The organism is Bifidobacterium sp. ESL0732 (assembly GCF_029395535.1).
GTDB lineage: Bacteria > Actinomycetota > Actinomycetes > Actinomycetales > Bifidobacteriaceae > Bifidobacterium.
This window is the reverse complement of the sequence record NZ_CP113920.1, coordinates 181,544-204,951: the sequence shown is the minus strand read 5'-3', so window position 1 is coordinate 204,951 and position 23,408 is coordinate 181,544. Positions and strand designations below refer to the sequence as shown.

Below are 23,408 nucleotides of genomic sequence, written 5' to 3'. Positions count from 1 at the left end.
CTTCAGTTACGTGCAGTTATGTGCCAATGCCATTGCCGCCTCCTGCCCAATGCCACATGCGCAGTCACTTATATTGCGCAAGCGCGGCGTCAAGGCCGTGCACATAGACGTCGGTATCGCCGGCGACCGCAATGAAATCGGCACCCCATGCGAAATACTGCTTGGCGGTGGGAGCATCGAAGGCGAGCGAACCAACGGCCTTGCCATGTGCCTTGATGACGTCAAAGGCGTGATGGACCTCGTCGCTGATGGCGGCGGCGTCGTCGGGATGGCCGAGCGAGGCCGAAAGGTCGGCGGGTCCGATGAAGACGCCGTCGATGCCGTCGACACTGGCGATCTCTTCGATATTGCCGAGCGCCTCACGCGATTCGACCTGTACGATCAGGCAGATTTCGCTGGCCGCGTCACGCATGTAGTTCGGAATCATGCCCCAACGCCCGGAACGTGCGATGGAACCGCCGACACCACGGATGCCCTTGGGCGCGTAGTTGACGGCCTTAACCATCAGCTCGGCCTGCTCGCGGTTGTTGACCATCGGGATCAACAGCGACTGGGCGCCGATGTCGAGCACCTGCTTGATGCGCACCGGGTCGGCCGCCGCCGGACGCACAATCGCCGGGGTATCGTAACCCTGGCAGGCGCGAAGCTGCGCCTCGATCGTGGTCAGGTCGTTCGGGCCGTGCTCGCCGTCGATGAGCATCCAGTCGTAACCGATGCCCGCGGCGATCTCCGCCGACGTCGCGGATCCCATCGCGACCCACAGTCCCTTGAGCTGCTTGGGGCCGGGCTGGTGAATCGCCGCCTTGAACGGATTATGTTTCAATTGCTGTGTAGCCATGATGCTCTTTCTCAGTGCTGATACGGACGCTCAAGCGGGCAGTCGCGGTTGAGTTCGACGCCGAAACCGGGCTTGTCCAATTCCTCGGCGGTGATGATGCCATCGTGAGGGACCGGCTCGCCGATCAAGATCGGGTCGAATTGCGGACGGATATGGTCGGCCTTCGGCGCGGTCATCAGCATCTCGCTGAACGGGGTGTTGGTGAAGGTGATCACGGCGTGGTGCGAATAGACGGACGAACCGTGAGGCACGACCAGCTGGCCGTGGGCCTTGGCGACCGCCGCGATCTCGCACAGCGACGTGACGCCGCCGCACCAGCCGACGTCGGGCTGCAGGATGTCGACGCCCGCGTCGGAAAGCTCCTTGAAGCCCTCGAGCGTGCCGGTGTGCTCGCCGGTGGTCATCAGCATGCCCGCCGGCATCACGCGCTTCAACTCGCGGTAGGAATCGATCTGGCTGGCGGGGAAGCATTCCTCCATCCACTTGAGCTTGTAAGGCGCGGCCGCGTGGGCGAACTTGGTGGCGTAATTGACGTCCATGCTCATCCAGCAGTCATACATCAGCCAGAAATTGTCGCCGACCTTCTCGCGCATATCGGCGAGCGTCGCAATGTCTTTTTCAATACCCTCGTCGCCGAACGCGGAGCTCCAGTGGGTCGGCATCTTGCCGCCGATGAAGCCCATTTTCTGGGCCAGATCGGGCCGTGCGCCCGTGGCATAGAAGTGGATCTCGTCGCGTACCGCGCCGCCGAGCAGCTTGTAGACCGGCATCTTCAGGACCTTGCCGTAGAGATCCCACAGCGCCAGGTCGACGCAGGAGACGGTGTTGATCACCACGCCGCCACCGCCGGAATAGAAGAGCGTGGCGTTGAGCATCTGGTCGTGGATCAGCTTGATCTGATCGACGCGCTTGCCTTCGACGAAGCGCGAAAGATGGTGCTCGACGATGAAGCAGCCGATGGCCCCGGCCGTGGAAATCGCGAAGCCCGTGGTGCCGTCGCTGGCCTCGACCTCGACCACCAGCGTGCCCAATACATTGAGGCCAAAGCTCTGGCGGGACTGCTCGTATTCGGGGTACTTGCTCATCGGCGTGGCGATGTGGTCATCGATCCAGTGGCCGGGCCCTTGGTCGTGATAATCCCCGCCGCCCTGTCCGTGGACCTTGGCTGCGGCCCCGCCCATGGAATAGGCGCGGATCGCGGTAATCGTGGGCATCTTCAATGATGGTGCCAATGTCATAGCGATTCCTCTCCGTTAAAGAAAAAACAGTGCCGATATCCAGATTATCGCGCACATATATTTGTCCCTATATATGAAACAATGTTCCAAATATGGTGAAATAGGGGATATACAGGGTTTCGCACACCTCGACCACGCTTCGGCAGCCGTCGCCTGCGAAAGCCCGGAATCGTCAAGCAACGAAGGAGTGTTCATGACCAGCAATTCTTACGATTTCAATGGCAAGGTCGTCATCGTCACCGGCGGCGGCACCGGCATCGGCAAGGCCGTCACGCAAGGGTTCCTCGACAACGGTGCCACCGTGGTGGCCGTGGGTCTGCGCAAAGAACCGCTCGAAGATACCGTGAAAGGCTACGACAAGGGCCATATCCACATCACCGACGTTTCCGATCACGCGCAGGTCAAGGAACTCGTGCAATCCGTCGTCGACGAATTCGGCCATCTCGACGTGGTCGTCTCCAACGCTGGCATCTTCGAGGGCGGTGAGGTCGAGCACGTCTCCGACGAAGTCTGGCACAAGCTCTTCTCCGTCAACCTCGACGGCCTCTTCTATCTGACCAAGGAGGCCCTGCCCCACCTCATCGCTTCGCACGGCAACATCGTGGTCGACACCTCCGTTTCCGGCCTTTACGGCGACTGGGGGCAGACGGCCTACAACTCCACCAAACACGCCATGAACGGCTTCGTGCGCTGCGTGGCCCTCGACTACGGAGCCAAGGGCGTGCGCGTCAACGCCTTCGCACCCGGCTTCATCGAAACCGACATCAACAAAGAGGTGTGGAGCGACCCCGATCGCGTCGCCCCCTACACGCAGCGCGTGGCGCTTGGGCGCACCGGACGGCCCGAGGATTGCGCGGGGGTCGCGCTGTTCCTCGCCTCCGACGACGCAGCATACCTGACCGGCCTGGTCGTGCCCGTCGACGGCGGCACCACCGCAGCGACCGGGCAGGGTCGCAACTCCTACGAGAACGACACCCGTTCCGTGCTCTGAATTATCTGGCTGGCGGCCTGCGCTGAATCCGGTAAAATTCAATCATCGTAGGCTGCCACCCGCCTGGTTGCCAGAGAAACGATAGATACGATTTGCTTAAAATAGTCGACATATCGGTTATATCCGGCAAACAGAAATATGATGGTCCTTATTATTAAATAATAATTTTCAAGTCAAGGGTGACATCGAATGAGAACTTCATACGAAAATGACAACTCAAAAAATCCGGAGCCAGCAGGCAAGTCCGCGATTTTCAGTGAAACCGTAACGGACCGCCTGACGACTATCATCCCGGAAACGCGAGCGCAGTCCGCCAAGCCACGGCCATTCATTGACACGCACGTGCATCTGATGAAAACCTCACTCTATTCGTGGTTCAATCCTTCGAAACCCCCGACATTCGAGGGGCCTTGGGATCCGCTGTTCGCCATGGGCGACTTCACCAACGAGCAGCTGGAACAGGAAACGAACGGCACGCCAATCGAACTGAAAGGCGCCGTCCACATCCAAGCGAACGCCGACGACCCCATCGCCGAGATCGAAGCGGTGGAGACCATGGGCGAACGCGCCGCGTGGCCGATCATGATCGTCGGTGGAGGCGACCTGAGCGATCCCGGTATCGAAAGCCTGCTGGAACGCGAGGCTGCGTTCGCCGACGTGCGGGGCGTGCGGCAGAACCTCAACATGCATCCGCACCCGCTCTATAACTACGTCGACAAATCCTACATGGACGACCCGCAATGGCTCAAGGGACTCGCGCTGCTCAAAAAATACGGCATGAGTTTCGACATGCAGCTTTACCCCACCCAATTCGCGCGCGCCTGCGAGGTCATCGACGCCAATCCAGAGACACTGTTCATCATCGACCACGCGGGAATGTGGGCCGACCGAGATCTCGCCGGATGGCAGCTTTGGAGCAAGGGGTTGCGAAATCTGGCACAGCGCGATAATTGCGCCATCAAGATCTCGGCGCTGGCCTCGCTCGACCACCGCTGGACCCTGGAAAGCATCAAGCCCATCGTCTATACGATTCTCGACGCGTTCGGCACCGATCGCGTCATGTTCGGCTCGAATTTCCCCGTCGACAAGCTGCACGGCACCTACGGCGACATCGTGCACGGCTTCGCGCGCTGCGTCGAAACGCTTTCCGAGCCCGAGCAGGACGCGCTCTTCGTCGCCAACGCCCAGCGCTGGTATCGGTTCTGAAGCATTTCGCAGGATTCCAGAACAGTTCCACAAGTCCGTAGAAGGATTTTGAGGAATTTCCAGAACAATTCCCAAAGAGACTTTAATACATTATCGGAAAAGTTTCAGGAGTACTTGACGAATTCCAAGAGGTTTTCGAGAGAGAATTTCTGCGCTATTCTACGGACACCATCTCTCACATCTTTCGCTCAGCGAATACGAGAGCGGGCCTCGGTAATCTAGAAGGCAGAGCCCCTTTTATTAATCTACGTAAGGAACATCTATGCCCTTCACCGCTATGAACTGGAATCTCGCCGGCGCCAACGCCGATACGGACCGCGACGCCTTCAACGCTATGACCGCGAACCTGTGGGCGCCGGAACAGATTTCGCTGGGCGACGACGCCGAGGATATTCGCGGGTTGAGCGACGCCCAGCGGGTCGCGCTGAGCCAGATTTTCGCGGGCCTTGCCGCAGTGGAGTCGCTGCAGGCCAGCGGCGCGACCGGCGTTCTGAGCACCGACGCCGGCAAAGGCAATGACCGTGCCGGTATCGGGCAGGCCGTGTTGACTGCCATCGCACTCGGTGAATCCATCCACACGAAAGCCTATTCGGCGCTTATCGCGGCGCTCGGAAGCAACGACGACAACGATACGCAATCCCCGTTTACTTGGGCCGAGCAGAACGAATCGATGCAGGAAAAGCTGCAACTGCTCAATGATGTATATGCAACTGCTTTGAATATTCCAAACGTCACTGTTTCCGGCGCAACGGAGCAATCAAACCAAAACGCGGGCACTCCCGCCAATTCGCTGGGCATCTCGTCACCGGACGAGATTGCGACACCAAACTCTTCGGCTTCAGATTCTTCAAGTGTTAACAACGACAATTCCGGCGCTGGAAGTACCCCCGACCTCAGCTCGCTCAAGCGACTCGCGGCGGCAGTGTTGGCCGAGGCTCTGCTGGTGGAGTCCGGTTTCTACCTGCCGATGTGGCTTTCCAGCCGCGGAACGATGACGAAATCCGCCGATATCATCCGTCTGATCAACCGCGATATCATCACTTCCAGCTCATATCTCGGCTCCGTCTACCAGAGAAAACTCGAGCTACTCGACGACAGCACCCGCGAGGAGATGCGCCAGTATGTCTACGACTTGGCCAACAACCTCTATTTCGCCGAAGAGGATTACAGCTATACCCTGCCGTACGCCGACCTCGGCCTCGACGACGACATCGAAAAGTTCCTGAGCTACAACTCCAACAAGGCCCTCTCCTACTTGGGATATCCCGCCCTGTTCCCCGCCGACATCAGCCAGCCGAACCCGGCCGTCATCGACGAGCTCAACGACATAGAATCGCTGGCGTCCGCGCTTAAACCCGCCAGCCTGTTCGCAAGTTCCAGCACCAATTCCGTGACCGCCGCCGCAGTCTCGGCCTCTACTGGCGCCATCGCCGCCAACACAGCCGAGGAAACCAACGACGACGATTGGGATTTCTAATCCTTCCAATCTCAGCCTTGCCGCCGCGAAACAAATCCCGTCCGGGGCGTCCAATTCCCGCCATCAACAAGCGGTCACTCACCCGCAAGTAGCTCCAAAATAGGGTAACTGAGAAGTCCCGCTGTATTTGAAACACTAATCGAACTTAAACGGCTTGAATTTGGAAAACAGAAAATTTGCATCAGAAAAGCGGCTTGGCATGGGTCAGCAGCATCAAAACGGCGACTTCCCCTCTGGCAATCCGACCCCATCACATGAACCAATCCGGCCGTCAGGCGCCACGCATAGGCCTTTTGGGCTTGCTATGCCGCCCAATCATACCCATCGGAGGCAAACCACGAGAATCGAAACTGCGTGGGAAGACAGTGTGACGCGCGACTGGTGTGCCGTCATAATGCCACGGCGGCGGCACCAAAGTACGCGAATTATGTAGCAAGACGAGAGCGAAGCCGAGCAAAGCGATAATCGCGGCCACAATCATCGCGATAAGTTTCGCGTCCACCCCATCATCAAGTTTCGGTACGTCGTCGGGGATGTTTCCCCGCTCTCCGGTGATGATCAACCGGTGCGTATTGATGCCCTGCGGAGTACAGGTCATCAGTGTGACTAGATCACGGCCGGGCACGACCTTGTAAAGGTGAGTGTCTTCGGGCAGGACGACGTGGATGCCCGTGACCCGGTAACCCATGGTCCGCCCAAGCGTCTGTATATAAAACACGTCACCGTGCCTCAGCTCTTCGAGACGCGAAAAAAGCACGGCATCCGGAATACCGCTGTGCCCGGTGAGCACGGCGTTCGTCGACCCTCCGCCGACCGGCAGACTGGTACCGTAAAGATGCCCAACACCATTGGCCAGCGTCGCCTTCGAGGTGCCATGGTAAATGGGCAGATTCATAGAAATCTTGGGGATGCGAATCGAACCCATGCCACCGGATTCAGTACGCAGCAATGCCTGGTAACGCGTGTCCTTGCTCGATCCCGAGTCGTTGTCCTGCTTGCCTTCGTCGGTGAAGGGATCCAGAATCTCGCCCAAGGAGGTCTGCGGGGAAGCCGCAATCTGACGGTTATAGGCTTTTGCATCATTGTATTCTTTAGCCGCCTGGCCACGGGGCCATTTTGTCTGCTCCTGCTGAATTCGCATGGAAGCGATAGAGGCCTGACGGGCATTATAGACCCAATTGATCGGCGCCCACAGCAACACGGCAACGGTGAGCAGAACGAAGAGATCATGGACGGCGCGGATGCCTACCCGATATGCGATGCGTGAGCTATTCCTGCGTGGATGCATGAGGTCTTCAAACGAACGATGGAGAAAGTCCGTATGCGTACCAGCCCTACCGAAGGCGCGCACGGAACCGGCACCGCGCAAACGGCCGGCATCCTTCTCGTCATCCGCCGACCAGCCGCCTTTGCCCGAAGCGACGACGGCATCTCGAACACGACCGTCGCTTTTACAGTGTCGACCGTGAGCGTCAACGGCTTCGTCCATCCGTCGCACGCTATGCTTCGCATCTATCTTCACAGCGTTATACCTCTATCCGCCCAGGCCGACTATCTACTTGTAACAATCAAATCTTCAACGGCAAGAATGACCTGCCCAAGCGTCTACGGCCCATAATCCGACGCATCAGCGTCTAATATCCGTAATTACGCTTGGGCAGGTCATCCTACCATCATTCGCAAATTGGCTATTCGAGGATTCCGTGACCACCGGTTATATGGCGGTAGAATCCGGATTTGTCTAATCACAAGACTTGAATCAGCAGGCCTTGGTGGAATCCTCATGCCAATCATATCTGGGAGCCGAAGACCGAATCGATAGCGACCGATCTCTAGCTGACAGACCTGCGAACCGTATTACTCTTCCTGCTCGGAGCGATTCATCATCTCGCGTTTGCGCAACACGGTGGTTCCGACAGCCACGCTGCCAAACAACAGTGCGAGCACCACGAGCAGAATGAGTCCCGCGCCACCGGTCAGAGGCAACGAGCTGATCGAATCTACCGAGTCGACGGTCACCTTTCCATCGGTGTTGTTCTGTGCAGGGCTGACCGGACCCACATCGTGTGCCAGTCCCCAGAAGTCCGCCGTAACCATCTCGAACTTCGCAGGAGCCTGCGGAGTGGTGGTGGTGGCAGGAGTGATTCTGAAGGTAAAGGTCGGCAGCGTCGCGCCCACCATACCCGTAGCGGCCTTGGTCTGCTTGACTGTATAATCACCGGCAGGCAGGCCGTCGAACTTCAGATGACCCTTCGCCTCGTCGTTGCCGCCCAGCGTCTCTCCTGCCCCGGGGTTACCGTCAGAGACCTTCAGGGTCGTGACATTATCGGCATTGGTAGCGGTCTGGTTGTAGCTGTAAAGGCTCAGCGCATTTCTGTCAGCCTGGCCTCCCGTAGCCGCCACGTGCTTGTTGTTTTCAAACTTCAGCGGACTGTTGGCCACCGAATCCCCGGCAAAGACTTGGAATTCCGCGCCGGCCAGATCCTTGGTCTCGTCACGCTTGAACACGTTGTGAAGATCCATCGAGTAGTTGACGACGTCGACCTGGCCGCCGCCACCGTTGCTACCGCCGCCGCCACCGCCGTTGCCGCCGTGGTCGCCGCACGCTCCGTCGGTGGGCGGATTATCGACGTCACAGTTGTTATCATTCTTCGGCGGCTTTTGGTCGTTGTTGGAATAGATGACCATAGCGGAGTTGTGCTGCGCACCCTTCTCGGTAAGCTTCATCTCATACTCGATGGTAATCGGGGTGTTTTGGATGTAAGGCTTTCCAGCGCTCCCATAGGAGCCAACATTGCCGTTGGCGTCAAGGAGCTTCCAGAAGCTGAACTCGAGGTCCTTGTTTGACTGACCATATCGTTTGAAGGCCACGTCCTTGTTATCGCCAGCAGAACCGACAGAGAGCGTATCGTTGGTGGAAGTGGTTACGCCGGTTCCATTTGTGAAGTTGACGGCGTCGGAGCCAATCCAGATTTTCGCGCTGCCATCCACGTAATCGAGACCATCAGTAGGCTTATCCTGCACCTTGTAGATGTAATGCTTGAAACCAGTGGTCTGCGGTACCTCAGTCTTGATGCGGAACCGCAAAGTGTCACCGATTGCAGCGCTCTTATCGGTAGTCCAATTGTTGCCCTTCTTGGTGCCGACCCAGGTTTTCTCAATCGTTGGCTGGTTGTTCTTGATGTTGACCGTGCCCAACGTGTTCTTGTTGGTGAACGTGGAGAACGTTTTCGCGTTGCCACCTATCGTCGCCTTGATGGTGGTACCGACCAACACCGGAATGGTGTTCGTCTTGCCGGTTGAGTTCGAACCCGACACATCCTGAATCACATACAGACCTGCCGGAAGCTCCTTGCCGCTGGCGAATTCAGCCGCGGTACCCGTCACACCTGGCGCGTCCTTGAACGATTGCTTACCGACCAAATTGGTAACGAAGTCCCTCAGCTTTCCAGAATACAGACGAGGGCTGTCTGCGTCGAGGGTGGTTGAATTATTAGAGGTTTTGTCACCATTGGCGCTGTTGCCTGCAGCGTCATATCCAAGCCAGTTCTTGGCAACGTAGTCCATAGGATTGGCCAGTTCCTCGGTGGTGAGTGCGGGATCGCCGGAGGTCTTGACAGAGTTCACCGCGTCCTCGACATCTGCCACCTTCGGATTCGCAACAGGGTCAAGCGAAAGACCGTCAAGTGTGTCGTCATAATACTGGGCGTACTTATACGAGGCCACCAGAGTTGCCTTGAACTGGTGGTGCGTGGTGCTCGAACCCGTGCCGGTCGCAGTGTTGTCCGCATCGTTGATAGTGATGGTGCCTTTGGTGGTGCTGTCAATCGGCACGTTGCCGGTGGCCGGATCCGCGTTCGCAGTGCCGACACCGGTAGCGGCGAGCGCCACCAACGTGGCCGCCGACAGCACGATGGCTGTCATACCACGTAGTTTTTTGTGTATTTGCATGGTTTCCCTTTCTCGAGGAATCAATCGAATTACTGCTTTGTTTATTGTCTTTCTGTCATGCTCATGGTCGTAAAGGTCCTCATCCTCCTCTCAACCGTGCGCAGAATCGAGTATCAATCTGGCAAGTCTGGTCTTTCAGCTGGCTCATGATTGCATCGCCTGCTTTTTCTCTTTCCTCTCGCAGTGATGGCGATTGGAAAGGTAGACGGCAGGCAGACTGACCGCCAGCACGGCGACCACAACGGCGATACGCAACCACAGGTTCTGGTTGCCCGTCAACGGCAGACCGTTCAGAGGTTTGTATGGCGACTTCAACTCGACCTGGTCGGGCGAAGACTCATTGTCCAGCGCGTCTTTGGCCTGCAAGCTGACGTTCCCGTTCCACATGCCCGGCGGCACGGAAACGTTCCACTGGCCGGTAGTGGGATCCTCGTTAACCGTCTTTTTGCCGCCATTCGGCCAAGTCACAGTCACCCTGCCGTTCGGCTCCCTGCCGGGTGCCCGCAACGTCGGTGGCGTATCCGACACGTCCCTGTCCCAGCCTTCCGCTTTGGTCGGCAGCGTCAGACCGTTCGGGAGATTCGCCAAGGTGCCCGAGATATTGACATTCGTTGACCCGAGGGTGTAGCTGGTGGAAGAGGTGGTGATGACCGGAGGTGCGTAATCAAGCGGATGGGCGCGAACCTCCCATGTCGATTCGCTGACATTGGATGCGTCACCTGAGTCGGAATAGAACGCGATGGCGGTAAACGTCCAATCATATTCGGGGTACGTTCCGATGAACTTCAAAGTGCTGGCGTCGAGGTAGAAGGTCGCTGTGTTACCAGCGACGACGGCGCCAGGCAAGGTATACTCACCCGAACTGGTCATGGTATCACCTTGGCGCGGAATGTTGCTTCCCCTTGCAAAGGTTACGACATTGACCGGGAACCGCTTGATATCTTCCTCAGTGCCAAAGCTGTTGCTGCCAGGCTTGGCGTAGAACCTCAGCTTGGTGCCCGCCTTCAGCGGTCCGCCATATTGAATGGTCAGACGCACAAGAGCGGACGAGCTCGAATCATATTTGCCCGGAATGGCGGGGAACTGGCCATTGACTTTATGTCCATTTTGGACGATGCTGTCAAGGATGATCGGCGTCGGCAGCAGTTTTGTCCACTGCGCGGAGAATTTGATCATCGTATTGCCAGACGTATCCGGAGAAGTGTAATTCGCACCTTTCGCATATTCCTTTTTGTTGTCAACGCCTTTCCACACGCGGAAGCGATATCCATCGATTTGATAACCGCAAGAAGGCATGGCAAAGGACTTTCCGGGCTCTGCTGCCCAGACATCCATTGCACCTTTGACGCCACTCATGCTTGCTGCATCCGAATTTTTCGGATTGTTAGGAAGAAATCCAAACGCTACATAACCCTGAAGCACATAGGTTGTCGGCACGTTTCTAGGTGCTTGCGAAGTGGCGTATCCGCCGCCGACCATCTGCGGCCAGAACCCGGTCCACGTACCTGCCGGATCGACCTGCACCCAAGGTTTGCCCTCGTCATTCGTAGCATGGTAGAACGGATCGGTGCCTGAGTTTCCCGACGACCCGCTTCCGTCTACGGGCATTCTGGTTTTGCTTCCCAGAACAATGACCTTGATTTGGTTGTCGCCCGAGAACATCTGGAGAGCGCTCGTCACCTTACTCATGTCGAAGCCACTCAGATTGAGCCGCTGGAGTTTCGAGTTGCCGAAGAACATCCTGTCCATCTTGCGCACCAACGCGGTATTGAAACTCCCGGCGTTGATGCCTTGAAGCTCAGCATCGCCGTCGAACATGTTTTCCATAGTGCCGCAGGGATACTCGGCGTTGCCGTCGCCTACGCCTGCTGGCTTGCATGAGGGGTCTTGAACCAAAGATCCGACCGCACTGGTATCAAACGCAGAGACGTCGAGGACGGGGACATTCGCCAATCCCTGGAACATAGAGGACATGTCGATGACCTTGCTGGTGTCGAAACCACTGACATCAAGATTCGTCAGTGATCTGTCACCGCTGAACATCCCGGCCATGTTCATCACCTGTCTAGTGTCGAAATGGCTCACGTTAAGCTGTTTAAGAGCCAAGTCGTCGGAGAACATCCTGTTCATACGAGTAACCTGAGTGGTCTTGAAATCCTGGACGTTCAGGTCGGTAAGGGCTCTGCAATCCGAGAACATGCCGCTCATCGACGTCACCTTCGCGGTGTTAAACTTCTCCACCGCAAGCGTGGTCACCTTCCAGCAACCAGCGAACATGAAATCCGTGTTCTTGACCAGCCCCAAATCGAACCCGCTAACATCAAGTGCATTAACATTGGTGCAACCATTAAACATGTATGACATATTGGTCACTTTGGCGGTGTGGAAACCGCTGACATTGATGGTCGCGAGACCGCTGAGCCCGTAGAACATCTGCTGCATATTGCCGACGTTATCGGTGTTGAAACCACTGACATCAAGCGTATTGAGCTTTGAACAGTTGCGGAACATGAATGCCATATCCGTAACCAGGTCGGTTTTGAACTTCGTACTATCCCACCTAAGCGTCGCCAGGCTGGATTTGCTGGGATCAGTAGATATACCCAACGCATCATTGTCAGTATCAAACATGGCACCCATATCAGTAACATGAGCGGTATCGAAACTCCTGAGATCAAGGGCTTGCACCGCTTTCATATTGAAGAACATGGCATGCATGTTCGTGACGCTCGAAGTGTCGAAACCACTGACGTCAAGCGAGGCAAGCCGATCGCAGTTATAGAACATATTGGACATGTCCTTGACCGCAGAAGTCTTGAAATACCATGGATCGGTACTTGAACTCCGAAAAACCAGACGCGTCAAAGACCTCATACCTGAGAACATTCCGCTCATATTCTCGACTTTGGAGGTGTCGAAATTAGGCGTATTCAGCCACAAGCCAGTAAATGCCGTTCCGGCGAACATGTCGCTCATATTTTGGACTTTGGAGGTATTGAACGTGGAACGGTCAAGCCCGATCAGCTGAGACAGCCTCGTCATTCCATCAAACATGCTTTGCATTGTGGTGACGTTGGATGTATTGAAATTGGTACTGCCGCCAAATACGAAATTAATCGACGTGTAACTCGAATCCCCTGCGAACATATAGCTCATATCCGTCACACGGGCGGTGTTCACCTTTTCGAGACCGTTGATGAGCGTCAGGTTCGGCATATTACCGAAGAAATATTTGCCGGGCGTAGAAGCCAAATCCATCGGACCATCAATGTCTATCTGGGTGATGCCTTGTCTGTAAGTATCGCTGCTCCACGTAACGGGATTGCCATTGCCGGTACCGCCGCTGATGTGCAGAACGCACTGTCCGCCTTCCTGAGCGATCTTCCAAGCGAAGCCGCCTTCATTTTTCCCAGTGACTGTCGTGCAGGTAGCGTCCTGCGGCGAAACACCCATGGTTTGTGGGGAAATTTTGTTCTCCGACGAGCTGGGACTATTCGTTTGCTCGGATGGACCGACGCCCTGTGCCTGCGTGGCATCACTCTTCTGATTTTGCGCCTTGGTATTCGAAAGACCCGCTTCCGGCTGCGTCTTATCGTCTGGGGGTTGCACACCATCCACACCCTGTGCACCTGAACTGACTGTGCTGTTCTGAGCATCACCCTTAGCCGGCTGAGGAACAACCGAAGAGGCTGCAGAACCAGAATCCCCACTGGCCGTCGCAGCGAACGCAGGTACCAGCAAGGCACACACCGCCAGTGCAACGACTGCGGCGCGTTTGAGTCTTGTACCCTTACTCATCTATCCGTCTCTTTCTTCAAGCAACAAAAGCCACTACGTTATACACAACACGTTTTCTCTTTTTTCAAAAACGTTTTATGAACCCAAACACGCATTACACGTTCCAAAAATCTTCAGATTCAAAGTGCTCAGACATTACCCCCTAATAAAGGCGACATTTCAATCATTTAAATCATTGAAACCATCTGCTCATTTTCTTGTATCTCAATTAAGGCTAACGATATGTGATAAAAAGTCAAAAAATACGTCAAATGATTTAAATACCAAAAATAAAACCCGTATGATTAGTTTTTGCTCGAATAAACTACTCAACACAACATTCCGCTATACAGGAAAAATGGGACGCTAATTTAAATATATGATTTGATATTTTTCATCCCATTAAAAAATTTAGAGAAAATCTACTATCTACAAAAACATTCACAATTTATTTTAAAGTGATATCCGAAACGCCAAATCACTGTCATACAAACATCAGCAGTCTCACCGATCACGATTCGGCCGAGGGCACAAACCGATGTATTCCCGCTACTCAGGTCATGTCAATGGCACGATTATAGCGGTTTTTAGAAGCAAACGAAGTAAAAACAACAACGCAACAGCTTATGCACGACCGGACCACTTTGGGTTGATGCTCATCGTCTGGAAACGCTGTTGCATCACCGTGTTGTCGAAATGCGCGCCGAAGAAACGGGCGACCGGGGAGGTCTGCGGCAGCCCGGCAACGCGGCCATACCAGCAGTCAAGCGCCATCAGCGTGACGGCAATATCGATGAGCATGAACACCAGCGCGACGGCCGTCAGCGCATAACGCCACTTCCAGGGGATGAGATTGATGAATTTCAGGATCCTCGGCAACAATTCACGCAGCCAGATCAGACCCGCCAAACCCCAGAAGACCATGTACTTGCCGCTCGTCTTCCCACCGAAAAGCGGCAGCCAGTCATTCGAATAATTCCAGGCAATAATGCCGAACGCAATTTGCATGAACCATGCCACGAACGCTTCAAAACAACCGCCGATAATCGCACTGGAGAAGAAAATCAGAACGGCGTTGGCGTGCCAGAGACGGTTCAGACACATCGTCAGTACCACGACGCCGAACCCGTAAATCGGCGAGAACGGCCCCCAGATCAGCCCCGCACGATCCTGCCATTCGTTGAAGAATATAAGGTGATAGATTTCTTCGACTATCAGCCCGCCGACGCAACCGACCACGAAAAGCCAAAACACATTGAAAACATTGAGCTCGACGTAGCCTTTGCCGCTCGGGTCGCGGCCGAGCATGCCGGCGCCCTTGGCCTCGATGTATTCGTCGTGCTCGTCCATCCGCTTGAGCTTGCGTTGCACCGCACGTTCGCCGATCAGCGCCGGGTCGAGCGCGATGGCGAGCGCCACCAGAATCGCAATCTGAATCAGCGAGAGCCCAACACCGAGCCCGAGCCCTTGCAATGCCAGCGAAAGCATGCCCTGAACCACGGTCACCGCCATCAGCACGTACGCCCATCGAGCCGCGTACTTGCGCATGTCACGCAGCAACGTAATGCCAAAGACAATCAACGTCGCTGCGTTGGCCAACGAAACAACCGCCTGCGCGCAGGTGAGCAGGAACGTCAGATCGAGGGGGTCGGGGTGAAGGCTGCCGGTCAAGAATTTATGGATGCCATCGAAAATCGCGTAGCCGACGTACGGCACGCCGACGAGCCCGACTAGCAAGACCAGAACGCCGTAAATACGGCCAATGACGGTGAGGTGTTGGGATGCGTGATTCGCCAAGTTGCGCGAGGCACCGCCGACACCTTCCGCGGCGCGGGCGGCTGAATGCGCCATGGCTCCGGCGGCGGAACTTGCCGCTCTTCCGAGTGCGTTCGTTGAGGATTTGGCAGAGTTACGCGAAGTCTTGTCGCCAAGCATTTTCTTCGATTTTTCGCCGTCAGGAGCAGCTTTCATTGTCCCACTCCCCTTCATACAACGTCCTCAGCAATCCTTTTAAGGCTACCCTGCACCACGGTCGGGTTCAAATCGAGAGTCAAAGAGGTTGCGGAAATTAATTCATATCAATTTGGACAGGCGATCCCCCACTTGGATTCGGGCAAGCTTCGCTCCCGTCGTATTCTTTGTTTAGCAACAAAATATCTCGGCACCGCAAACGCTCCACACGTCGCAAAACCACCGAATATATTCGCTTTAAACAGAAGATTTAGGGCATCAAATATGGTGATACAACGGGGATAGAGTAAATACGAGCAGGAACCCAACAAATACGAACGGGAACCCGACGGCTGAGTCGGGCGTTTTTGATTTCATCCGACAAAGCAAGCCTAAAGGAGCCCACCATGAGCAATGTGTTCGCCATCGTGCGACGCGACGTCATCCGCTTGCTGCGCGTACCGGCGGCGTGGGTCGTGCTGTTCGGGCTCGTCTTCATTCCGCCGCTTTATGCGTGGTTCAATATCGCGGGTTTCTGGAATCCGTATGGAAACACCAACGGCATCGAAGTGATCGTAGTCAACAACGACCGCGGCACCGATGCGAAACCCATCGGCAAAATGAATATGGGCGATCAGATCGTGCGTCAGCTCAAGGGCAACAGCCAGTTGGGCTGGAAATTCGCCGACCAGCACGAGGCCATGCAGCGCGTGGAATCGGGGGAAAGCTACGCCGCCATTATCATTCCGAAGAACTTCAGCGACGGTGTGGCCGGAGTCATCGAGGGGCACGGCACGCGGCCGACGCTGCAATATTATGTCAACGAAAAAGCGAACGCGTTGGCAAGCCGCATCACCGATACCGGCGCTTCCACAGTCGACAGCCAGGTCAACGAGACGTTCGTTTCCACGATTAGCAAGGTCATTTCCGGTGTCGTCAACAAAACCGATAGCGATATCAACGCCAAAGCCGACACCGCCACGGCCGACACGCTTGCAGACCTTAATAAAGCTCAGCAATCCGTCGCCGATATCCGCAACAATATCAATGACTTGACCACTACGCTGGGCGGCGTTCCCGACAAAACCAAAACCGCACGAGGCACGCTCGATAAAACCCAAAAGGCCGGAGCTCAGACATCGAAACAGCTGGGTGACGCCTCAACAGCGATTACGAACACGCAAAACACCCTCAACGACTTCACCAATAACGCCGGTGGCACCCTCGACGAAAGCTCAAACCTGCTTTCGCAGGCCAGCTCGCAATCCAACGTCGCCATCAATTCCATCGCGGCAGGACTCACGAAAGCCAATGGCGACGTGGGTTCGGCGCTTTCCACTGCCCAGCAAATCAACACCGACACCGGTAGTCTTATCAATCGTTTGGAAGCGGCTGGCATTCCCGGCAGTTCCAGCGCCATCGCCGACCTTAAGGCGCAGAACAAGCGTCTCGGAGATTCAATTACGGCCTTGAACGACCTCAATTCCAGCAAAAACCTCGGCTCGACCGTTTCGAATACCGTTTCCGCGGCCAACGGCATCAATATTTCCACGCAATCGGCGCTCGGCAATGCCGCGAGCGCTCGGAAGACCATTACGACAGGCGCGCTACCGCAGCTGAACAATGGTCTCAACGGCCTCTCGACGGTCGCCGCGACATCTTCGGCCAATCTTGCTTCGCAGGGTTCTTTGATAACGCAATCAACAATTGTCCTGAATCAACTCGACCAAGCCGCTGCCGCCGCGGTCAAAGCGCTTGCCGGCACCGACAAAGGTCTGGCAAATCTGCAAGGTCACCTGGCGACAATCACTACCGATATCACAGCGCTTTCCAGCTCTTCCACACTTGGAAGCTCAGGGATTCTGGCACAATCACTGGGCAACGGCGGCCAGCTCGATGCCGCCAAAATCGCGGATTTCATGCTCTCACCCACCGTTCTCGACACGAAAGTCGTGTATCCCGTGAGCACCTACGGTTCCGGAATGGCACCGCTGTTCACGAACCTGACGCTGTGGGTTGGCGCGTTCATGTTGGTGGTGCTGATGAAGCTGGAGGTGGACGACGAGGGATTGGAAAACGAACCCACACCCGGCCAGCGCTATTGGGGACGCTGGATTCTTTTCGCGCTGATCGCCTCACTGCAAGCCATTGTCACCGTTCTCGGCGAGTTGCTCATTGGCGTGCAATGTTACAACGTACCGATTTTCATCATTACCGCAATGCTCGCCTCGATGGTCTACGTCAGCATCACCTACGCGCTTTCGACCTCGTTCCTGCACGTTGGCAAGGCACTGTGTGTGGCGCTGGTCATTGTTCAGATTCCGGGGTCTTCCGGGATGTACCCCATCGAAATGATGCCGAAATTCTTTCGCGACATGTACCCCTACTTCCCGTTCACTTACTCCATCAACGCGTTGCGCGAGACCATTGCGGGCTTCTACCGCGCCGACTGGTTCGTCAACATGGGTCGTTTGATGATTTTCGCGGTTTTGTTCTTTATTTTAGGACTTGCAGTCAAGCCGCATATGGGCAACCTGCAGCGCCTGGTCGACCGCCAACTCAAGGCCAGTGACATCATCACCAGTGAACCGGCATCGCATAAAACCCACGAATATCCGATTTCGCAAGCCCTGAGCATGCTGACCAATAAAGAGGAATATCGTGCGGGCATCGAGGAACGCGCACGGAAATTCGCCTTGCTCTATCCGAAGCTCATGCGCGGGGCGCTGGCTTTCGGCATCGCCATTCCGGCGGGTATGGCCATCACCTTCTCGCTGACCACCGGCACTAAGGTGGTCGCGCTGGCGGCGTGGGTCATCTGGTTCCTCGTCACCATTATTTTCCTGGTCAGCGTCGAGTCGATTCGAGACAGCCTCGCCCGGCAGGTGCGTCTCGGCAATCTCGAGGATGACGCTGTACGAACCTTGCTATATGAACGTCAACGGCCACGCACGAAGGCAAAAATCAAAGCACCATTGTCTGGAAATAACGGGGAAGGAGGCGACCAGCGATGAAAACGATATGGAAACTGTTCACCGGTGACATACGGCGAATCACCAGCAACATCATCTCAATCATCATTCTCATGGGACTCGTCGTCATTCCCGCGCTGTTCACGTGGTTCAATGTCACCGCAAGCTGGGACCCGTTCGGCAATACCAAAAACCTCAAATTCGCCGTCGCGAGCGAGGACGTTGGCTATTCCAGTGACCTTATGCCGGTAAAAATGAAACTCGGCGACCAAGTCATCGGCCAGCTGCGCGCCAACAGCCAGCTCGACTGGACCTTTACGACCAAAGAGAAAGCATTGGAAGGCACCAAAGCGGGCACCTACTACGCTGCGGTCATCATTCCCAAGGATTTCAGCCGCAATATGATGACCTTCTTCTCCTCAGACGCCAAGCACGCCACGCTTGAGTATTACACCAACGAGAAAAAGAACGCCGTCGCGTCGAAGGTCACCGGTCAAGGCGCGGACCAGATTTCCAAAGAAGTCAACGAGACGTTCGCGCGCACCATCACCGGCACCGCGCTGAGCGTGGCGAACGGCCTTTCCAAGCAACTCGATTCGGCCGATGCCCGCGGACGCCTGACCACATTTAACGGCAACATCAACGACCTGGCCAGCCAGCTCAACGATTCCGCCATCAACGTGGATGCCTACGCCAGCTTGATCGACATCTCCCAAACCCTGCTTTCGAGCTCCGCAACATTGCTCAACAATGCCTCGAAGGACAGCAACAAGTCGCTCAAACAGCTCAACAAAGCCGGCGGGGGTGTCAAAGACGTTTCAGGAGCACTCAATACAGCAACTTCGGCGCTCTCTCAGGCGCTCAGCGCCAGCAGTACAAGCAACGGTGCCATCGGCACAGACATCGACAACGCCTTTGACAGCGCCGGCAAATCCTCTGCCGACGTCTCGGCCACGATGCGCAAACAGGCCGACCTTATCGGCGACCAAGCGACGCAATATCAGGAAATCCGAGATACGTTGGCGACGCTTCCTTCAACACCTTCCGATACGCTTGCCACCCTCGACAACATCATCGCGCGCCAAAAAGAATTGCAAACCGCGCTGAACACTTCGGCCAACGATCTTGACGCCAAAACCGGCGACGCGACCCAGCAACGCAAGCAAATCGTCAGCCTTGCCAGCCAGTCGAAAGCGGCCATTGACGGGCTCAGCACCAATCTTTCCGAAACGCTAAAACCACAAATCACCAGTATCACTTCGTCGCTTTCGTCCGTTTCCGGCACTTTAGGAGCCGGCGCCGCCGATCTCAACGATAGCGTGTCGGCGCTCAACGACACCGCCAAACAGGCCAGCGACAAACTCAAGCAGGCGCGCACGATGCTCAACGATACGTCAACCACGCTTTCGGACGCCAGCGGCAAGCTGACCACGTTCAGCCAGCAACTGACCGAAGCACTCAACAGCGGCGACATGGCCAAGGTCAAAAAGCTGCTTTCCGGTGACCCTGACAAGCTCGCTGCAGCCCTCGCCGCGCCCGTTGCACTCAAACGCAACGCCGTGTTCCCTGTCGAGAATTTCGGCACATCGCTAACCCCGTTCTACACGTTCATTCCGCTTTGGGTCGGTTCGCTGCTGATTGCGCTGATCATCAAAACCGACGTTTCACATGAAACACGGCGCAAGCTGGCAGAAGCGGGCTCAGATTCCGGCTTCGGGTGGGGCCGGCTGCGCAAACGTCGGCATCAGCGGGAATACAAACCCGCAAATCAAGCCAAAGCAACTGGCCTTGCCGCTTCAATAAACAGTGCAAACGCAGCTCCAATCACCGGTATCAACGCGGGCCCATCGGACAGAAACGGCAATGACAGCACTGCGATAAACACTTCAGCAACAAGGGCGGTTACTCGAGACAATGAGGACACCTTGGTTTTCGATTCCCCGGTTGCCGCTGACGGCACCATCACGCAACGTATGGATTCCCCCAAGGTCGATACCGATGCTGATACCAACGACACACAACGTATAGCTACCGTCGAGGCCACCGCAGAACAATCTGCTTCACCAGATAGCGAATCCGCCTCCATTGAGAATGCTGACGGTCTTTTCAGCGCGCCAAAGCCCTACCAACTCTTCCTCGGCCGTTTCGGCATCTTTGCGTTCATCTCGCTGCTGCAGAGTACATTCTCCTGCGCCGGAACACTGCTTTTCCTGCGGGTCCATGCCGTCCACCCGATGCTGTTCATGCTCGCCGGCTGGGTTTCCGGCTTGGTTTATGCGTTCGTGATTTATACGCTCGTGGCCTGCTTCGGCACCATCGGCAAAGCCCTGACGGTTATCATTCTTGTCATGCAGATTTCCGGTTCCTCCGGCACCTATCCACTGCAGGTACTGCCGAAATTCGTCCAGGTCATCAACCCGTTCCTGCCGGCCACCCACTCCATCCAAGCCGCACGCGCCGCCATCGCCGGCATCTACCAGAACGATTTCTGGATTCAGATGGGCATTGTCCTCGTCTATGCTGCGGTCATGCTCGTCATTGGCCTCATCATGCCGAAGCCCTCAAAATTCAACACCTGGTTCTCCGGCCAATTGGAACGCACCAAGCTGATTTAATAACGCAATTCGCCGGTAAAATCTGTGGAACCATATCCGCTTGATGATATGCGAAAAGGCATGCGAGTTGCAACTATTGAATTCGATAATTGCAATCCACATGCCTTCAAAATTGAACCATTCCCGCCAGCTATCCCTAGACTTTGGCGGCTTTCGTCGGATTGGCGAACGAGATTGGGGCATCGCCCTGCTGGGCGCCCTCGACCTGGGCACCAGTGGAGGCAGGTTTGCCGCCTTCCGCTTCGTAAACCTCTCGCGCCTTGTCATCGTTCCACTGTTCGCCGACCAAGACGCCGTGGTTGAGCATGATCTCGCGCTGTGCGCACGAAGCGACCAACGCATCGTGCGTCACGACGATGATGGTCGTGCCCTGCTCGTGCAGCTCGCGGAAGAGGTCGAGCACAATCTTCTCGTTCTTCTCGTCCAGATTGCCAGTCGGTTCGTCGGCCAAGATCAGTTTGGGGTGGTTGATAAGCGCACGAGCGATGCACACACGCTGCTGCTCACCGCCGGAAAGTTCGCTCGGCAAGTGCTTTGCACGGTCTTTCAGCCCAACATGGTCGAGCGCCTCGAGCGCCTCTTTCTCATCGACCACAGAATGGTAGTACTGTGCCACCATCACGTTTTCGACAGCCGTCAGATGCGGCACGAGATAGAACTTCTGGAAGACCAGGCCGATGACGTTCTTGCGCACGTCGGCCAACTGAGTCGCGTTCAAATCGTTGAGTTCGCGGCCCTCAAGCGTCACCGAGCCCTTGGATGGCGAATCCATACAGCCGATGATGTTCATCAGCGTGGTCTTGCCAGACCCGGACGAGCCGACGACCGCGAGCCACTGCCCCGCCGGCACGGTGAGGCTGAGGTCGTCCACCGCGTGAAGGTCGCCGTAGATCTTCGAAATATGATCAAGTTCGAGCAGCATAGCCACTCCTTTCGATAGTTTCTTACACTGTTACGTTTATTTCGGCAGGACTTTCGTCATTCTTCCTGCAGCACGACGGCCGGATCGATCCGCACCGCGTTGCGCACCGGCGGCAACGAGGCGAGCACCGCGACCAGCATGCTGACCAGCACGGAGGCGAGCGCCAACGGCCAGTTGAGAGAAAGCTTCTGCCCGAAAACGGAAGCGCTCAACGCGCGCGCGAGCACATAGCCGATAGCTGTGCCGAATAATCCACCAATCAGCCCGTAAAGTGCCGCTTCAACGGTGAATTCCACCGCTATGTTCCGCGATGAAGCTCCAAGCGCCTTGCGCAGGCCGATTTCATTGCGACGCTGAGAGACGATGGACGAAATCGTGGTCCCGACGCCGACGAGCGTCAGCACGAGCACAACAACCGTCACGATCCAGAACAAGGTCTGCAGCATCGTGATGATGTGGACGTTGGACGAAGTGATTTTCGTGACCTTCTGTGCCTTGGCGTTGAGCGAGGCCGTCTTGTTGACACTGCCTACGAGACTGCTCAGACCCGCATCCGACGTATCGACCGAGAATTCGACCACATCCGCCCCACGCTCAAAGCCGGTGAGCTTATCAACGTCGAGGTTGTTGGCGTAGACCATATCGTCTTCGCTGCCGCCGGTGTCGACGATGCCGTCCACGCGGAATTCCATGCCGCCTGCGTTGGGAGCGGTGGGCTTCCACTCGGCCAGGTGAACAGAACCGGAACGATTATCGGCATTCTCTGCGCTAGTCTTTTCAGGCGATTTCCATTCCGCAAGATTGACGGAACCGGAACCCGTGGCAGACATTTTCATGCCTTTCATATTCGACATGTCATGTCCGGAAGAATTGCCGCCTGTAGATCCCGAGGATTGGCCCGATTCTGCGCTTCCGCCAGTCGTGGTAGCCACGCTTTTACCGGGGCTGTATTTGATGGTGATAACCGAGCCGATTTTGGCGTCGAGCTTCGTCGCCGCGTCACGTCCGAGCATCACCCCGCCGTTCGATGGCCACTTGCCCTCGACGCTCCAGTGATGGTTGAGCGCCTTCACATCGTGCGGATCAATGCCCGCCACCACGAACGGCAACGAGTTGATACGCGTGTTTTCGTACCGATACGAAGCCGAGCGTTCAGAACCGGCGTCTTTGACCGTCTCGTTCAGCGCCGTCACGGTTTTCTGATTGAACCCGTAATCCGCGACATTCGCGGTCTTGGAACCGTCAACGGCCTTACCGGCGACAGTCCGTTGCGTCGGAGTGATAATGAGATTGGCGCCGTAAGCCCGCATCTCCTCGTTCATCTGTTGTGGCACCGCCACGCAGATGGCAGCCAAGCAGAACAGCGTTGCCGCGCCTACCAGCGAAGCGACCACAGCCATCAACGCCCGCGAGCGCCGCCGAAACACAGCGCTGAACAGCATACGGAAGAACATCTGTCGATTTGTCATTG

Annotated in this window: 13 protein-coding genes; 5 read left to right on the top strand and 8 right to left on the bottom strand. The window is 56.1% G+C overall.

What is annotated here, in order from left to right:
- Nucleotides 1-64 precede the first annotated feature (64 nt).
- Both OZX70_RS00600 and rhmD read right to left on the bottom strand, forming a co-directional pair.
- The gene (locus tag OZX70_RS00600) at nucleotides 65-838 is read right to left on the bottom strand and encodes an aldolase/citrate lyase family protein (RefSeq protein WP_277181108.1); all 774 of its coding nucleotides are present in this window, start codon (nucleotides 836-838) and stop codon (nucleotides 65-67) included.
- An 11-nt stretch (nucleotides 839-849) separates the two neighbouring features.
- On the bottom strand, nucleotides 850-2,076 hold the full coding sequence (rhmD, locus tag OZX70_RS00595) for an L-rhamnonate dehydratase (RefSeq protein WP_277181106.1): 1,227 nt from the start codon (nucleotides 2,074-2,076) through the stop codon (nucleotides 850-852).
- A 193-nt stretch (nucleotides 2,077-2,269) separates the two neighbouring features.
- Between rhmD and OZX70_RS00590 the strand changes: the two genes are divergently transcribed.
- The 3 genes from OZX70_RS00590 to OZX70_RS00580 all read left to right on the top strand — a co-directional run bounded on the left by OZX70_RS00590 (nucleotide 2,270) and on the right by OZX70_RS00580 (nucleotide 5,750).
- Nucleotides 2,270-3,067 (top strand): SDR family oxidoreductase, encoded by a 798-nt coding sequence (locus OZX70_RS00590; protein WP_277181104.1) that lies wholly within the window; start codon nucleotides 2,270-2,272, stop codon nucleotides 3,065-3,067.
- Nucleotides 3,068-3,256: 189 nt separating this feature from the next.
- Nucleotides 3,257-4,273 (top strand): amidohydrolase family protein, encoded by a 1,017-nt coding sequence (locus tag OZX70_RS00585; RefSeq protein WP_277181102.1) that lies wholly within the window; start codon nucleotides 3,257-3,259, stop codon nucleotides 4,271-4,273.
- 262 nt (nucleotides 4,274-4,535) lie between these two features.
- Nucleotides 4,536-5,750, top strand: coding sequence for a ribonucleotide-diphosphate reductase subunit beta (locus OZX70_RS00580; RefSeq protein ID WP_277181100.1), 1,215 nt, complete (start codon nucleotides 4,536-4,538; stop codon nucleotides 5,748-5,750).
- 271 nt (nucleotides 5,751-6,021) lie between these two features.
- Here OZX70_RS00580 and OZX70_RS00575 read toward each other — a convergent pair whose 3' ends face one another.
- The 4 genes from OZX70_RS00575 to OZX70_RS00560 all read right to left on the bottom strand — a co-directional run bounded on the left by OZX70_RS00575 (nucleotide 6,022) and on the right by OZX70_RS00560 (nucleotide 15,449).
- Nucleotides 6,022-7,272 (bottom strand): class C sortase, encoded by a 1,251-nt coding sequence (locus OZX70_RS00575; protein ID WP_277181098.1) that lies wholly within the window; start codon nucleotides 7,270-7,272, stop codon nucleotides 6,022-6,024.
- Between the two features lie 335 nt (nucleotides 7,273-7,607).
- Complete coding sequence (locus OZX70_RS00570; protein WP_277181096.1) at nucleotides 7,608-9,701, bottom strand: SpaA isopeptide-forming pilin-related protein; 2,094 nt, start codon at nucleotides 9,699-9,701, stop codon at nucleotides 7,608-7,610.
- A gap of 144 nt (nucleotides 9,702-9,845) precedes the next feature.
- The gene (locus OZX70_RS00565; RefSeq protein ID WP_277181094.1) at nucleotides 9,846-13,499 is read right to left on the bottom strand and encodes a BspA family leucine-rich repeat surface protein; all 3,654 of its coding nucleotides are present in this window, start codon (nucleotides 13,497-13,499) and stop codon (nucleotides 9,846-9,848) included.
- A gap of 603 nt (nucleotides 13,500-14,102) precedes the next feature.
- A complete protein-coding gene (locus OZX70_RS00560; protein WP_277181092.1) occupies nucleotides 14,103-15,449 on the bottom strand; it encodes a putative ABC transporter permease in 1,347 nt (448 codons plus the stop codon).
- A gap of 386 nt (nucleotides 15,450-15,835) precedes the next feature.
- Between OZX70_RS00560 and OZX70_RS00555 the strand changes: the two genes are divergently transcribed.
- Complete coding sequence (locus OZX70_RS00555; protein ID WP_277181090.1) at nucleotides 15,836-18,442, top strand: YhgE/Pip domain-containing protein; 2,607 nt, start codon at nucleotides 15,836-15,838, stop codon at nucleotides 18,440-18,442.
- On the top strand, nucleotides 18,439-21,015 hold the full coding sequence (locus tag OZX70_RS00550; RefSeq protein WP_277181088.1) for a YhgE/Pip domain-containing protein: 2,577 nt from the start codon (nucleotides 18,439-18,441) through the stop codon (nucleotides 21,013-21,015). Before OZX70_RS00555 ends, OZX70_RS00550 begins: the two co-directional genes overlap by 4 nt.
- Before the next feature lie 136 nt (nucleotides 21,016-21,151).
- On the opposite strand, the gene OZX70_RS00545 is transcribed toward OZX70_RS00550, so the two are convergent.
- Together OZX70_RS00545 and OZX70_RS00540 are read right to left on the bottom strand one after the other, a co-directional pair.
- Entirely contained in the window at nucleotides 21,152-21,937 is a 786-nt protein-coding gene (locus OZX70_RS00545) for an ABC transporter ATP-binding protein (protein ID WP_277181086.1), read from the bottom strand.
- A 56-nt stretch (nucleotides 21,938-21,993) separates the two neighbouring features.
- Nucleotides 21,994-23,406, bottom strand: coding sequence for an FtsX-like permease family protein (locus OZX70_RS00540; RefSeq protein WP_277181084.1), 1,413 nt, complete (start codon nucleotides 23,404-23,406; stop codon nucleotides 21,994-21,996).
- Between the last annotated feature and the right edge of the window lie 2 nt (nucleotides 23,407-23,408).